General features: G+C 73.7%; 14 protein-coding genes. 12 read left to right on the plus strand and 2 right to left on the minus strand.

Annotation, left to right across the window (positions count from 1 at the left end; all coding sequences use genetic code 11):
- Window positions 1-983: hypothetical protein (locus tag PV350_RS37145; protein ID WP_500337875.1), on the plus strand; the 983-nt coding region annotated here is incomplete at its 5' end.
- Window positions 980-2,173, plus strand: a complete 1,194-nt coding sequence (gene mycP / locus PV350_RS37150) for a type VII secretion-associated serine protease mycosin (RefSeq protein WP_499510893.1) — start codon at window positions 980-982, stop codon at window positions 2,171-2,173. The genes PV350_RS37145 and mycP, both read left to right, overlap by 4 nt.
- On the opposite strand, the gene PV350_RS37155 is transcribed toward mycP, so the two are convergent.
- Complete coding sequence (locus tag PV350_RS37155) at window positions 2,139-3,026, minus strand: serine hydrolase (RefSeq protein ID WP_499510892.1); 888 nt, start codon at window positions 3,024-3,026, stop codon at window positions 2,139-2,141. The genes mycP and PV350_RS37155 overlap by 35 nt on opposite strands.
- A 187-nt stretch (window positions 3,027-3,213) precedes the next feature.
- Between PV350_RS37155 and PV350_RS37160 the strand changes: the two genes are divergently transcribed.
- On the plus strand, window positions 3,214-3,948 hold the full coding sequence (locus PV350_RS37160) for an SseB family protein (RefSeq protein WP_500337876.1): 735 nt from the start codon (window positions 3,214-3,216) through the stop codon (window positions 3,946-3,948).
- 63 nt (window positions 3,949-4,011) lie between these two features.
- Here PV350_RS37160 and PV350_RS37165 read toward each other — a convergent pair whose 3' ends face one another.
- Window positions 4,012-4,389, minus strand: coding sequence for a DUF1844 domain-containing protein (locus tag PV350_RS37165; protein ID WP_431960495.1), 378 nt, complete (start codon window positions 4,387-4,389; stop codon window positions 4,012-4,014).
- A 338-nt stretch (window positions 4,390-4,727) separates the two neighbouring features.
- On the opposite strand from PV350_RS37165, the gene infC reads away from it, so the two are divergent.
- The 9 genes from infC (at window position 4,728) to PV350_RS37210 (ending at window position 13,868) form a co-directional block, all read left to right on the plus strand.
- Window positions 4,728-5,414, plus strand: a complete 687-nt coding sequence (gene infC / locus PV350_RS37170) for a translation initiation factor IF-3 (RefSeq protein ID WP_499516776.1) — start codon at window positions 4,728-4,730, stop codon at window positions 5,412-5,414.
- A 120-nt stretch (window positions 5,415-5,534) separates the two neighbouring features.
- Window positions 5,535-5,729 carry a 50S ribosomal protein L35 gene (rpmI, locus tag PV350_RS37175; protein WP_018564306.1) on the plus strand — a complete coding sequence of 65 codons (195 nt, stop codon included), beginning with the start codon at window positions 5,535-5,537 and terminating at the stop codon, window positions 5,727-5,729.
- Window positions 5,730-5,829: 100 nt separating this feature from the next.
- The gene (rplT, locus tag PV350_RS37180; protein ID WP_018564305.1) at window positions 5,830-6,213 is read left to right on the plus strand and encodes a 50S ribosomal protein L20; all 384 of its coding nucleotides are present in this window, start codon (window positions 5,830-5,832) and stop codon (window positions 6,211-6,213) included.
- Window positions 6,214-6,319: 106 nt separating this feature from the next.
- Window positions 6,320-7,153, plus strand: coding sequence for a TrmH family RNA methyltransferase (locus PV350_RS37185; protein ID WP_499510890.1), 834 nt, complete (start codon window positions 6,320-6,322; stop codon window positions 7,151-7,153).
- A 45-nt stretch (window positions 7,154-7,198) separates the two neighbouring features.
- Window positions 7,199-8,323 carry a sensor histidine kinase gene (locus PV350_RS37190; RefSeq protein WP_500337877.1) on the plus strand — a complete coding sequence of 375 codons (1,125 nt, stop codon included), beginning with the start codon at window positions 7,199-7,201 and terminating at the stop codon, window positions 8,321-8,323.
- A 134-nt stretch (window positions 8,324-8,457) separates the two neighbouring features.
- A complete protein-coding gene (gene pheS, locus PV350_RS37195) occupies window positions 8,458-9,591 on the plus strand; it encodes a phenylalanine--tRNA ligase subunit alpha (protein WP_499510888.1) in 1,134 nt (377 codons plus the stop codon).
- A complete protein-coding gene (gene pheT / locus PV350_RS37200) occupies window positions 9,591-12,092 on the plus strand; it encodes a phenylalanine--tRNA ligase subunit beta (RefSeq protein ID WP_500337879.1) in 2,502 nt (833 codons plus the stop codon). The genes pheS and pheT overlap by 1 nt, the downstream gene beginning before the upstream one ends.
- Window positions 12,093-12,310: 218 nt before the next feature.
- A complete protein-coding gene (locus PV350_RS37205; RefSeq protein ID WP_499510886.1) occupies window positions 12,311-13,486 on the plus strand; it encodes a PP2C family protein-serine/threonine phosphatase in 1,176 nt (391 codons plus the stop codon).
- Window positions 13,487-13,574: 88 nt separating this feature from the next.
- Window positions 13,575-13,868, plus strand: coding sequence for a hypothetical protein (locus PV350_RS37210; RefSeq protein WP_499510885.1), 294 nt, complete (start codon window positions 13,575-13,577; stop codon window positions 13,866-13,868).
- The last annotated feature ends 104 nt before the right edge of the window (window positions 13,869-13,972 follow it).

Below are 13,972 nucleotides of genomic sequence, written 5' to 3' on the forward strand. Positions count from 1 at the left end.
CCCCGTACCCGTGGCCCGCAGGCGAGCGGGGCCCCGTCGGCGTCGCCTACCCGGCCGGCCCCGTGCCGCCCCCGGCCGTGCCCGGTGCGCCGCCCGTGCCCGGGCAACCCCCGGCCGCGGCCTGGTCGTCGCCCGTCCCGCCCTCCGCACCTCCGCCGCACCCTCCCCGGCCGCCGCACGCGCCCTCCTCGCACGCCGACCGGGCCCGGCCGCGTACCGCCGCCGCCGCGCTGTGCCTGGTGCTGGGCTTCGGCCTCCTCGGCGGCGCCGGCGCCGGGATGTGGATCAACCACGATCCGGCCGCGCCCACGCCCACGGCGGCGGAGGCGAGCAAGCGCGACTTCGCACTCGCCCGCGGCCTGTGGCACAGCACGCCCGTCGACACGCTCTTCCCGCCCACCCTGCACGGCAAGGGCCTCGGCCCGGGCGGCGCCGAACGCACCTGGACGCGGATCGGCGTGGCGCCCGCCGGGAACTGCCAGGAGGCCTTCGACCCGCAGCTGGCCAAGGTGCTGCGCCCCGCGGGCTGCGTGAAGCTGCTGCGCGCCACGTACACCGACGCCACGTCGAGCGCCGTGACCACGGTCGGACTGCTCGTCACCAGGGCGGACGCCCCCGCGATGCGCGCTTTGCGTGACCGCTGGTCCGCCGAACGCCTGGGCTCCCGCGGGGATCTGATGCCCCGTCCGGTCGCCTTCCCGGGCACCGTCTCGGCCGGCTTCGGCGACCGCCAGCGCGCCAGCTGGACGGTCACGGTCGCCGCCGACCTCCCCGTCGTCGTGTACGCGGTGAGCGGCTTCGCCGACGACCGAGAGGTCGCGACCCCGCAGCCCGCCGCCTCGGCCGTCACCGCGGGCGCCACGGCCGCGCCCGCCCAGGCCGGACTCGGCCACGAGGCCGATTCCCTGGCCGACGCCGTCGAGAGCCGGGCCCGCCGTGCCGCGGGCTCGCTGACCGCCACCCCGACGGGAGGTTCCGGATGAGGCGACTGGCCACCGGGATGGCCGCCGCGGCCCTCGCCCTGCTGCCCGTCGTCCCGGCCCACGCCGACGCCGTACGCGACGCGGACTGGGCGCTGGACGCGCTGCACGCACAGGAGGCCTGGCAGCGCACGAAGGGCGAGGGCGTCACCGTCGCCGTCCTCGACACGGGCGTGGACGGCACCCACCCGGACCTGACCGGGCAGGTCCTCAAGGGCAAGGACATGGTCGGCTTCGGGGCCCGCCGCGGCGACAGCGCCTGGGCCCGGCACGGCACCGGCATGGCCGGGATCATCGCCGGTCACGGCCACGGCCCCGGCGGTTCGGACGGTGTGCTGGGCATCGCCCCGGAGGCCAGGATCCTGCCGGTGCGGGTGATCCTGGAGGACAAGGACCCGCAGCGGAAGAAGGCCCGCACCACGCGCGGCAGCGCCCTCGCCGACGGCATCCGGTGGGCCGCCGACCACGGCGCCGACGTCATCAACCTCTCCCTCGGCGACGACAGCCGCACCGCCCACCCCGAGGCGCAGGAGGACGACGCGATCCAGTACGCCCTCCGCAAGGGCGTGGTCGTCGTCGCCTCCTCGGGGAACGGCGGCGAGCAGGGCAACCGGGCCTCCTACCCCGCGGCGTACCCGGGCGTCATCGCGGTGGCCGCCGTCGACCGCTACGGCTCCCGTGCCGCCTTCTCCACCCGCCGCTGGTACGCGACGGTCGCCGCGCCCGGTGTCGACGTCGTGATCGCCGACCCCAACCGCCGTTACTACGAGGGCTGGGGCACCAGCACCGCCTCCGCCTACGTGTCGGGCACCGCCGCACTCGTCCGCTCCGCCTACCCCCGGCTCAGCCCCGCCCAGGTGAAGCGGCTGCTGGAGGAGTCGGCGCGGAACACCCCGGCGGAGGGCCGCGACGACGCCGTCGGGTACGGACTGGTCGACCCCGCGGCGGCGCTGAAGGCGGCGGCGAAGCTCAAGCCCGAGGGCGCCGTGCCGAGCGCCGCCCCCTACGCGCGCAAGTACTTCGGCGCCGGCCCCGACGCGGCGAAGGCGGCCGCGGCCGCCGACGGGGACGCCCTGGGCGACGGCGTCGCCGTGGCCTTCGCGATCGCCGGCACCGGACTGGTCGCGGCGGCCGCCCTGTTGTGGCTGCGGCCCCGGCTCACGTCGTCCCGGAACGGCCGGCGGCGCGGCTGAACGCGTCCACCGCCGCGCGCGCGGCCCGTTCCACCAGCGTGATGCCCGCGGCCTGGGTCGTGCTGCCGCGGGAGACCACCGCGACCAGGTAGGTCCGGCCGCCCGCCCGGACCCGCCCGATGCTGTTGATGTCCCACAGCCCGGTCGTACTCCGTTGCAGCCAGCCGTTCTTGACCTCGAACGAGCCGTCCGCCGCGGTCGGCACGCCCCAGGCCTGCGCGGCCGGGACGCGGCCCATCAGCCGCCGCACGTACGCGCGGGACGTCGCGTCGAGGGCGCCGTCGGTGCCGAACACCCGCTGCAGCAGGGTGAGCTGGTCGGCCGCCGTGGTCTGGGTCAGCCCCCACAGCAGCCCGCTGCCCGCCGTGGTCGAGGTGAGCCCGAGCCGGCGGTTGGCGGCGTCCAGCCCGGGGCCCCGGCCTATCGCCCGCCACAGCGCGGTGGCCGCGGCGTTGTCGCTGTTCTCGATCATCACCTCGGCCCGGGCCTCCTCCTGCTCCGTCAGGTCCCTTCCCGCGTCCTGCGCCTGGAGCAGCAACGCCGCCAGGATGTCGACCTTGACGATGCTCGCCGTGTCGTACAGCCCGTCCCCGTGCACCGCCCGGGCGCCCGAAGCGGTGTCCAGGACCGCCACGGAGCAGTGCGCCCGCGGGTCCCCCGACACGTCCCGCAGCGCCGTCTCCAGTACCTCGCTCCACACCACCTCGGGCTCCACTCTCGCCTTCACGATCGCCACGTTCGCCGCCGCCCCGCCGGTCCCTGCCGCGGTGAGCGCCGCCGTGCGCGGCGGCGACGCCGACCCGTACGTCACCGTGCCGAGCACGGCGCACGCCAGGAGGGCGGTCGCGGTCACACCGCGCACGATGCCGTGCGGGGCGCGTGGGACACGGGCAGCTGCGCCCGCACGGCCGGGACGCCGTGCGGCGGGTTCGTCGGAAGCCATGCCCACGGAAGCTAGGGACGGAAACTGCGCGATCCGTGAGAGGCGGATGAAGGGGGCGTAAGAAATCTCCGCCCGGCACCCCGGATACCCTCGGGAGGTGGCTCTCAAGAACATCCCCGACCCCGGTTTCGGCGACGACGACGGCACCGCCGACCCCCGGCTCGCGGCGGCGCTCGCCGCCTACGACGCCGACCCGTCCGCCGAACCCGAGGTGCTCGCCGCCCTCCCGGGCGCGCGCTTCCTGGTGCCGGTGGTGGCGCTGCTCGGGGAGGTCGAGGAGGGCCCCGGGGGGCTGCGCCGCGAGAAGACCAGCGACATGGCGGTGCCCACCATCCAGGCGGCCGACGGGCGCAGGGCGCTGCCGGCCTTCACCTCCACCGAGGCCCTCGCGCGCTGGCGGCCTGACGCGCGGCCGGTGGCCGTACCGCTGGGCCAGGCGCTGCAGGCGCTGGCGCACGAGAAGGCCGACACGCTGCTGATCGACATGGCCGGGCCCGTGCCGTACGCGCTGACCGGTGCCGCGCTGCGCGCGGTCGCCTCGGGCCGCGCGGGCGCGGACCCGCTGGCCGACCCGGCGGTCCGTGCGGCCCTGCGGGCCGCGGTGGGCGCCGCGCCGGAGGTGGTCCGCGCGCACCTGGTCCCCTCCGCCGGTTCCGACGGCACGCTGGGACTGGTCCTGGACCCGGGCGCCGACGTGCGTCAGGTCGCCCAACGCGTCTCGACGACGCTCGCGGCGGACGAGGTGCTGCGCGGCGCGCTCGTGCGCGGCATCGAACTGGCACTGCTCCCCGCCGACACCAGGCTGCCCGGCGAACCGCTCTTCACGCGCTGACGGCGCCGCCCCACCGGGGGCGACGCCGTCGTGAGCGCGGGGTGCGGGGCGCGGGTGCGGGGACTAGCCGTGGACGGGGCCGGTGAACTTCTCGCCCGGGCCCTCGCCCGGCGCGTCGGGGACGACGGACTCCTCGCGGAAGGCGAGCTGCAGCGACTTCAGGCCGTCCCGCAGCGGAGCGGCGTGGTAGGAACCGATCTCGGTCGCGCCGGCGGTGACCAGGCCGGCCAGCGCGGTGATCAGCTTGCGTGCCTCGTCGAGGTCCTTGTGCCGCTCGCCGTCCTCCGCGAGGCCGAGGTTCACCGCCGCCGCGCTCATCAGGTGCACCGCGACCGTGGTGATCACCTCGACCGCCGGGACGTCCGCGATGTCGCGGGTCAGCGTGTCGAAGTCGGGGCGGTCCGCGGAGGGGGACTCGTGCTGGGGGCTGGCGTCACTCATGCCTCACACGATAGGGCCACGTCGGCCGATTACGGTCTGCGGTCGGACGCTGGTATGCTTGACGATCGACCGGCTGGACACCCCGTGGACGTCATGGAAACGGAGCGTTCCAGCCCACAAGTGGAGGCTCCGATCTCCCACCTTGCCGACTCTTCAAGGGCGGCGGGTCACCGGTCAGGTGCCGTGTCCCCGAACGAGGACAGGGCGCCCGATGCGCCCCGCGGGGAATTCCGCGGCGGTGCTCCCGGTTGTTGGAGCATCCGCCTGTGACCCGTATGGGGCGTTTTTTGACGTCTCCTCACGGGCCGGACCAAGTTTCAGACGTTACGCGGCTGTCAATCCAGTCAGACGCGTGGTGCTACCGAGGAGGCCCCATCAGCGCCGAGCCCCGCATCAACGACCGGATTCGCGTCCCCGAGGTGCGACTCGTCGGTCCCAGTGGCGAGCAGGTCGGCATCGTGCCGCTTGCCAAGGCACTGGAGCTTGCGCAGGAGTACGACCTCGACCTGGTCGAGGTGGCGGCGACCGCGCGCCCGCCGGTCTGCAAGCTCATGGACTACGGCAAGTTCAAGTACGAGTCGGCCATGAAGGCCCGTGAAGCGCGCAAGAACCAGGCGCACACGGTCATCAAGGAGATGAAGCTCCGGCCGAAGATCGATCCGCACGACTATGACACCAAGAAGGGTCATGTCGTCCGGTTCCTCAAGCAGGGCGACAAGGTCAAGATCACGATCATGTTCCGCGGTCGTGAGCAGTCGCGCCCGGAACTGGGCTTCCGACTGCTGCAGCGGCTCGCCGACGACGTCCAGGACCTGGGCTTCGTGGAGTCCTCGCCGAAGCAGGACGGCCGCAACATGATCATGGTCCTCGGTCCGCACAAGAAGAAGACCGAGGCGATGGCCGAAGCCCGCGAGGCGCAGGCCGCCCGCAAGGCCGGTCGCCTGCCGAGGGACCCCGATGATCAGGAGCAGGAGTCGGAGGAGGAGCAGGAGCACGTGCAGGACGCTCCCGCCGACGCCAGCTGACGCCGTCTGACGGCGTTCGCCAGGACCCGGAGTTCCGCTCCGGGTAACGCAATGAAGGACTGACGCTCTCCGTCCGCTCCAGGGCGGACGGGAGGGCCAGCGACGAGGAGACTACGGCGCATGCCGAAGAACAAGACCCACAGCGGTGCGAGCAAGCGATTCAAGATCACCGGCTCCGGCAAGGTGATCCGCGAGCGCGCCGGCAAGCGCCACCTGCTTGAGCACAAGCCGTCGACGAAGACCCGTGCCCTCACCGGCACTGTCGTCCTGGCCAAGCCCGACGCCAAGAAGATCAAGAAGCTTCTCGGCAAGTGACGGCACGCCCCCTTCGACCAGGGGGCGCGATGTTGGACCGGGACCCATTCGTTTTCGGGCCGTGTGAGCACCCCCACGGTCCCTTAGAAGGAGTTATCTAGTGGCACGCGTCAAGCGGGCAGTCAACGCCCAGAAGAAGCGCCGGGCGATCCTCGAGCAGGCCAGCGGTTACCGCGGCCAGCGTTCCCGCCTGTACCGCAAGGCGAAGGAGCAGGTCACCCACTCCCTCGTCTACAACTACAACGACCGCAAGAAGCGCAAGGGCGACTTCCGTCAGCTGTGGATCCAGCGCATCAACGCCGCTGCCCGCGCCAACGGCATCACCTACAACCGCTTCATCCAGGGTCTGAAGGCCGCCAACGTCGAGGTCGACCGCAAGATCCTCGCCGAGCTGGCCGTGAACGACGCCAACGCGTTCGCCGCGCTGGTCGAGGTGGCCCAGAAGGCCCTGCCGAGTGACGTCAACGCCCCCAAGGCGGCCTGACCCACGCTCTTCCGGACCCGCAGGCCGTGTGCCTGCGGGTCCGTGCTGCGTCCCGGAGCGCCGCGCCGCGCGTCCGGCCGGACCCGACCGAAGTGAGTGCACCCCCATGCCCGGCCCCGAGCTGACCTCCCTGCGATCCCCCCGCGTCGTCGCCGCGCGGCGGCTGGCCAAGCGCAGCTTCCGCGGCAAGGAGCGGCGCTTCCTCGCCGAGGGTCCGCAGGCCGTGCGCGAGGCCATGGCGCACCTGGTCGAGGTCTACGTCACGCCCGAGGCCGCCGCCCGGCACGAGGGGATCGTCGCCGCGGCCCACGCCGCCCGGGTGCCCGTGTTCACCGCGACCGACGAGGTCGTCGCGGAGATGTCGGACACCGTCACCCCGCAGGGGATCATCGGCCTGTGCCGCTTCCTGGACACCCCGTTCGAGGAGATCCTGCGCGCCCGGCCCAAGCTCGTCGCCGTCCTGGCCCACGTGCGCGACCCCGGCAACGCCGGCACCGTGCTGCGCTGCGCGGACGCCGCCGGGGCGGAGGCGGTCGTCCTCACCGACGCCTCCGTCGACCTGTACAACCCCAAGGCCGTACGGGCCTCCGTCGGCAGCCTCTTCCACCTGCCGGTCGCCGTCGGCGTCCCCATGGAGACGGTGGTCGACGGCCTGCGCGGGGCGGGCGTCCGGCTGCTCGCCGCCGACGGCGCGGGGGAGCGCGACCTGGACGCCGAACTGGACGAGGCCACGATGGGCGGCCCCACGGCCTGGATCTTCGGCAACGAGGCCTGGGGTCTGCCGGAGGAGACCCGCGCACTCGCGGACGAAGTGGTGCGCGTCCCCATCCACGGCCGCGCCGAGAGCCTCAACCTCGCCACGGCCGCCGCCGTGTGCCTCTACGCCTCCGCCCGCGCGCAGCGTGCTCCCGGAGGGTGCCGCACCGTAACAATGAGCTAGTAATGTGACGCCCTCGGGGACCGCCTTGGAGAGGGGGTTACGGGGATGGACGTCAGGACGACCGGCGGCACGCCGCCGAGCGCGCCGGAGGGCTGGCCGACTGTCCTGACCGAACTCGGCATCACGCCCGACGAACTCCCGGACGGCCTCGTCGTCGCCGACGAGCACGGACTCGTCCTCTGCTTCAACGCCGCCGCCGCCCGGATCACCGCGCTCGACCCCGCCGAGGTCCTCGGCCGCCCCATCGAGCAGGCGCTGCCCCTGGAGGACCTGGACGGACGCCGCTGGTGGCAGCTCACCGACCCGTACGCGGGCCTGGCCACCCGCACCGGGCAGCCCGAGCGCAACCTGCTGCTCCCCGGCGGACGCGAGGTGCTGGTCTCCGCCAGGTACGTCCGCGACCACCCCACCGGCCAGGTGCGCCGGCTGGTCGTCGCGCTGCGCGGCACCGAGGCGCGGCGGCGCACCGAGCGCAGCCACGCCGAACTGATCGCCACCGTCGCGCACGAGCTGCGCTCCCCGCTCACCTCCGTCAAGGGCTTCACCGCCACCCTGCTGGCGAAGTGGGAACGCTTCACCGAGGACCAGAAGAAGCTCATGCTGGAGACCGTCCACGCCGACGCCAACCGCGTCACCCGGCTGATCGCCGAGCTGCTCGACATCTCCCGCATCGACTCCGGCCGACTGGAGGTGCGCCGCCAGCCGGTCGACATCGCCGCCGCGGTGCGGCGCCACGTGGACGCCCTCGTCGCCGCCGGACAGCCCGCGGACCGCTTCGCCGTACGGGTGACCAAGTCGCTGCCGTCGCTGTGGGCCGACCCCGACAAGGTCGACCAGATCCTGGGGAACCTGCTGGAAAACGCCGTGCGCCACGGCGAGGGAACTGTCACCATTGACGTAGCACCTTCGTCGTCACCGCGCGAGCGCGGATGGTCCGGAACGGCAGTGACCGTGAGCGACGAGGGCCCCGGCATCCCGGAGGAGTCCATGAACCGCGTCTTCACCCGCTTCTGGCGGGGCAGCAAGCGCGGCGGCACGGGCCTGGGCCTCTACATCGTCAAGGGCATCGTCGAGGCCCACGGCGGCACCATCATCGTGGGCCGCGCGCCCGGCAAGGGCGCCCAGTTCCGATTTATCCTGCCCGTCGGGGCGCCGGCCTTCATGGCCTGAGCGAGCGTGGTATTCCACCGGCCCCGACGGGCGTGACCAGCCTTTCCCCGTGGCCCCGATAGACTCGACCCTTGGCATTCAGCGGTCGGGCAGGCAGGTCGGCCACGCCATCACCCACATCGGAACGGGAAGAAATGTCGGCACCGAACAAGTCGTACGACCCTGTCGAGGTCGAGGCACTGAAACCGGAAGAGATCGAGCGCCGGCGCGACGAGGCGCTCGCCGCGATCGCGGAGGCCGCCGACCTTGACGCGCTGCGCGAGGTCAAGGTCGCCCACACCGGGGACCGCTCGCCGCTCGCCCTGGCCAACCGTGAGATCGGCGCACTGCCGCCGCACGCCAAGGCGGACGCGGGCAAGCGCGTCGGCCAGGCCCGCGGCACGGTCAACCAGGCGCTCAAGGCCCGCCAGGAGGTACTGGAGAGCGAGCGCGACGAGCGTGTGCTGGTCGAGGAGGCGGTGGACGTCACCCTGCCGTACGACCGTGCCCCGCGCGGCGCCCGGCACCCGCTGACCACGCTCTCCGAGCGCATCGAGGACGTCTTCGTGGCCATGGGCTACGAGGTGGCCGAGGGCCCCGAGGTCGAGGCCGAGTGGTTCAACTTCGACGCCCTCAACATCTGGGCGGACCACCCGGCCCGCACCATGCAGGACACGTTCTTCGTCGAGGGCGACAAGCCCGCGGGCTCCGGCCCGGAGGAGAGCGGCGTCGTGCTGCGCACCCACACCTCCCCGGTGCAGATCCGCTCCCTGCTCGACCGCGAGCCGCCGGTCTACGTGATCTGCCCCGGCCGGGTCTACCGCTCCGACGAGCTGGACGCCACCCACACCCCGGTGTTCAACCAGGTCGAGCTGCTCGCCGTCGACGAGGGCCTGACCATGGCCGACCTCAAGGGCACCCTGGACCACATGGTCCAGTCGCTCTTCGGCGAGGACATCACCACCCGGCTCCGCCCGAACTACTTCCCCTTCACCGAGCCGTCCGCCGAGATGGACATGGTCTGCTACGTCTGCCGCGGCGAGTCCGTCGGCAACCCGGACCGTCCCTGCCGCACCTGCGGCAGCGAGGGCTGGATCGAGCTCGGCGGCTGCGGCATGGTCAACCCCCGGGTGCTCACCGCCTGCGGCGTCGACCCGGAGAAGTACAGCGGCTTCGCCTTCGGCTTCGGCATCGAGCGCATGCTGATGTTCCGTCACAACGTCGAGGACATGCGAGACATCGTCGAGGGTGACGTGCGCTTCACCCTTCCGTTCGGGATGGAGATCTGATGCGGGTCCCGCTTTCTTGGCTGCGGGAGTACGTCGACCTGCCCGCCGGCGAGTCCGGCCGCGACGTCCAGGCCAAGCTCATTTCCGCCGGCCTCGAGGTCGAGACCGTCGAGCAGCTCGGCGCCGGGCTCAAGGGCCCGCTGGTCGTCGGCAAGGTGCTCACCATCGAGGAGCTGAGCGGCTTCAAGAAGCCGATCCGCTTCTGCACCGTCGACGTCGGCACCGCGAACGGCACCGGCGAGCCCCAGGAGATCGTCTGCGGCGCGAGCAACTTCGCCGTCGGCGACAAGGTCGTCGTCATCCTCCCCGGTGGCGTGCTGCCCGGTAACTTCGAGATCTCCGCGCGCAAGACCTACGGCCGCAACTCGCACGGCATGATCTGCTCCGCCCGCGAGCTCGGCATGGGCGACGACCACGACGGCATCATCGTGCTGCCGCCGGAGCACGAGGCCGGCACCGACGCCATAGAGCTCCTGGAACTCGTCGACGAGGTGCTGGACATCGCGGTCACCCCGGACCGCGGCTACTGCCTGTCCCTGCGCGGCGTCGCCCGCGAGGCCGCCATCGCCTACGGTCTGCCGCTGCGCGACCCGGCGCTGCTCGACGTGCCCGGCCCGAACTCCTACGGCTACGAGGTGCGGGTCGCCGACCCGGTCGGCTGCGACCGCTTCACCGCGCGCACCGTCACCGGGCTCGACCCGGAGGCCGGCTCGCCGATCTGGCTGCAGCGCAGGCTGCAGAAGGCCGGCATGCGCCCGATCTCGCTCGCCGTGGACGTCACCAACTACGTGATGCTGGAGCTCGGCCAGCCCCTGCACGCGTACGACCGGCACCGCATCGAGGGCGCCATCGGCGTCCGCCGGGCCCAGCCGGGCGAGAAGCTGACCACGCTCGACGGCCAGGTCCGCGTCCTGGACGCCGAGGACCTGGTGATCACCGACAACCGCGGGCCGATCGGCCTGGCCGGGGTCATGGGCGGCGCCAACACCGAGATCGACGACACCGGCGCCTCGACGACCGACGTCGTCATCGAGGCGGCGCACTTCGACCCGGTCGCCATCGCCCGCACCGCGCGCCGCCACAAGCTGTCCTCCGAGGCGTCCAAGCGCTTCGAGCGCGGCGTGGACCCGCAGGCCGCGGCCGCCGCCGCGCAGCGCACCGTCGACCTGCTGGTGCTGCTCGCGGGCGGCACCGCCGAGGCGGGCGTCACCGAGGTCATCGCGCCCTCGGCGCCGCACACCCTCACCATCCCCGCCGACCACCCGGACAAGGTGGCGGGCATGGCGTACGGCCGCGAGACCGTGGTGCGCCGGCTGCAGCAGGTCGGCTGCGACGTCTACGGCGCCGACGAGCTGATCGTCACCGTGCCGTCGTGGCGGCCCGACCTGCGCGACCCCAACGACCTCGCCGAGGAGGTCATCCGGCTGGAGGGCTACGAGAACCTGCCCTCCACCCTGCCGAACCTGCCCTCCGGCCGCGGACTGACGGAGTCGCAGAAGCTGCGCCGCCGGGTCGGCCGGGCGCTCGCCGGGGCCGGCTACGTCGAGGTGCAGAACTACCCGTTCCTCGGCGAGGCCGTCTTCGAGCAGCTCGGTCTCGACGCGGACGACCCGCGCCGCATCACCGTCAAGCTGGCCAACCCGCTGTCGGACGAGGAGCCCGCGCTCCGCACGTCCATGCTCCCCGGCCTGCTCGGCGCGCTGCGCCGCAACGTCGGGCGCGGCGCGCACGACCTCGCGCTCTTCGAGACCGGCCTGGTCTTCCGCCCCAGCGGTGAGGAGCCCGCGCCGCCGCGGCTGCCGGTCGACCGGCGCCCGACCGACGCCGAGATCGCCGCGCTGGACGCCGCCCTGCCGCGGCAGCCGCGGCGCGTCGCCGTCGTCCTGGCCGGAGCCCGTGAGCAGGCCGGCTGGTGGGGCGCGGGCCGTCCCGCGGGGTCGGCCGACGCGATCGAGGCGGGCCGGATCGTCGCCCGCGAGGCCGGGGTCGAGCTGATCGTCCGCCAGGACCGGCAGGCACCCTTCCACCCGGGCCGCTGCGCCGCACTCCTCGCGGTCGTCGACGGCGAGGAGGTGCTGGTCGGCAACGCCGGCGAGCTGCACCCGCGGGTGATCAAGGCGCTGCACCTGCCGGAGCGCACCTCCGCCATGGAACTCGACCTCGACCGTCTGGAGCGGGCCGCCGGCGGCCCGGTCGTCGCGCCCCGTGTGTCCACCTTCCCGGTGGCCACCCAGGACGTCGCCCTGGTCGTGGACGCCTCCGTCCCGGCCGCCGAGGTGGAGGGCGCCCTGCGCTCCGGCGCCGGCGAACTGCTCGAATCGCTGCGGCTGTTCGACATCTTCACCGGTGAGCAGATCGGCGCGGGCAAGAAGTCGCTGGCCTACAGCCTGCGCTTCCGCGCCCCGGACCGTACGCTCACCGCGGAGGAGGCCTCCGCGGCCCGTGACGCCGCCGTCGCCGCCGCGGCGGAGAACACGGGAGCGGCCCTGCGCGGCGCCTGAGGCGCACGCATGCGGGTCCCTGTGGGGCGCCCCCGGTCCGCCGGGTGCGCCCCACCGGCGTTCCCGCCGGTCACGTAGCCCGATCGGGTGAAATGGCTCCACTGGGTATCCGGTTCGTCGCGCCGAGTCGCCACAATCGATCGCGAACCAGGGCCCACTCGACGCGGGGGCTGTGTCGTCGCCGACCGCGTCAACGGCTTCAGGGGGAGCCCCGAGGCATGATCCGACCCAGGGCAGTGGGCCGCCCGAACGGCAACAGGGCGCGGGGGCTCGCGCTCCTGTCGCTGCCGGGGCTGTGGGTGGCCGCGGTGCTGGGCCTGGTCTACGCGGTGCCCGGGGGAGTCCAGTGGGTGCCCGCCGTGGTCGCGGCCCCCGTGATCGCCTGCGCCGGGACGGGACGCCGCCGCTGCGTCCTGGCCAGCGGCGCGCTCGCCGTGGCGGCCGTCGCGGTGCCGGACACCGGGCAACGGCTCGGCACCGAGGTCGCCGTCCTCGCCGTCCTGGCCGTCTGCTTCCTGCTCGTCGACCGCAGGGCCCGGCTCGCCGCCGAGCTCGACCGCACCCGGGAGATCGCCCTCGCGGCCCAGCAGGTGCTGCTGCCCCCGCTGCCGCAGCACGTCGACGGCCTCGCGGTGGCCGGCGACCACCTCTCGGCCAGCCGCGGTGCCCGCGTCGGCGGCGACCTGTACGAGGTGCTCGCCACGCCCCACGGCGTGCGCGCGGTCATCGGCGACGTGCGCGGCCACGGTCTCGAGGCCATCGGCACCGTCGCCGCGCTGCTGGGCAGCTTCCGGGAGGCCGCGCACGACGAGCCGGAGCTCGCCGGCGTGCTCCGGCGCCTGGACCGGGCGCTCCACCGGCACCTGCGGGGGCGTTCGCACGCCGCCGAGGAGTTCGTGACCCTGATGCTGCTCGAACTGGGCGAGGACTGCGACGTCCAGGTCATCAACTGCGGCCATCCGCAGCCGTACCTGCTCCGCCCCGGCCGCCCCGGGCACCTGCGCGCCCACCCGCTGGATTCCGGCGAACCGTTCCCGCCGCTCGGTCTGTTCGACCCCGGTCCCGGCACGAAAGCCGTCCCGTGCGGTGAACTCCTCCCCGGCCAGGCGCTGTTCCTGCACACCGACGGCGTGATGGACGCCCGGGACGCCGCCGGGGAGTTCTTCCCCCTGCTGCCGGCCCTGGAGGGGGCCGCCCAGGCGGCCGCCCGCGGCGGCGCGTTGTGCGCGCGGTCCCTGGTCGACGGGGTGCGGGCATCGTTCCTGCGGCACACGCGGGGGCGGCTCACCGACGACATGGCGCTGCTCGTGCTCCACCGGGACGCCACCGGGGTGCCCGCCCAGACGGCCGCCGCCCCCACCGCAACCGGCGTTCCCGGAGTGCCGCGCCCTTGATCCGGCCCAATCCTTGGTAAACCTGGGTCGATCCCCGAGCGAAACGCCCATTGCTCGTATACCGGCCAGAACGAGGAGAGGGGCAGGCATGGCAACCTCCACCGTCACCGGAGCCGAACTGTCCACGCCCACGGGAGAACTGATCGCCGTGGTCGGCCCGCCCGGGCCGCAGCGCTCGGCGCTGCAGCTCGCCCTCAACAGCGCACCCTGGAGCCGGGGTCCCTCCGTCACGACGACCGTCATCAGCCGCGGCGCGTGGAGCGAGCTGCGGCGCGTGGCGGCCGCGGGAATCACGGTCGTCGCGGCGTGCGACAGCGCGGTGGCCGCGGATGCGGGGGCGCACCGTGTGGTGCTTCTGCCTCATCCCGATGGGGTTGCCTGACCCCGTGTCGCCGTGTGCGGGTCGTCTGCGCCCCGGGGTGCCCCTTGCGGCCTGTCGTTCGGGTGCGGGTCGTTTGCGCCTGCGGCGGGCATCCCCCGCCCGCC

Source organism: Streptomyces sp. PA03-6a, from assembly GCF_033792765.1.
GTDB lineage: Bacteria > Actinomycetota > Actinomycetes > Streptomycetales > Streptomycetaceae > Actinacidiphila.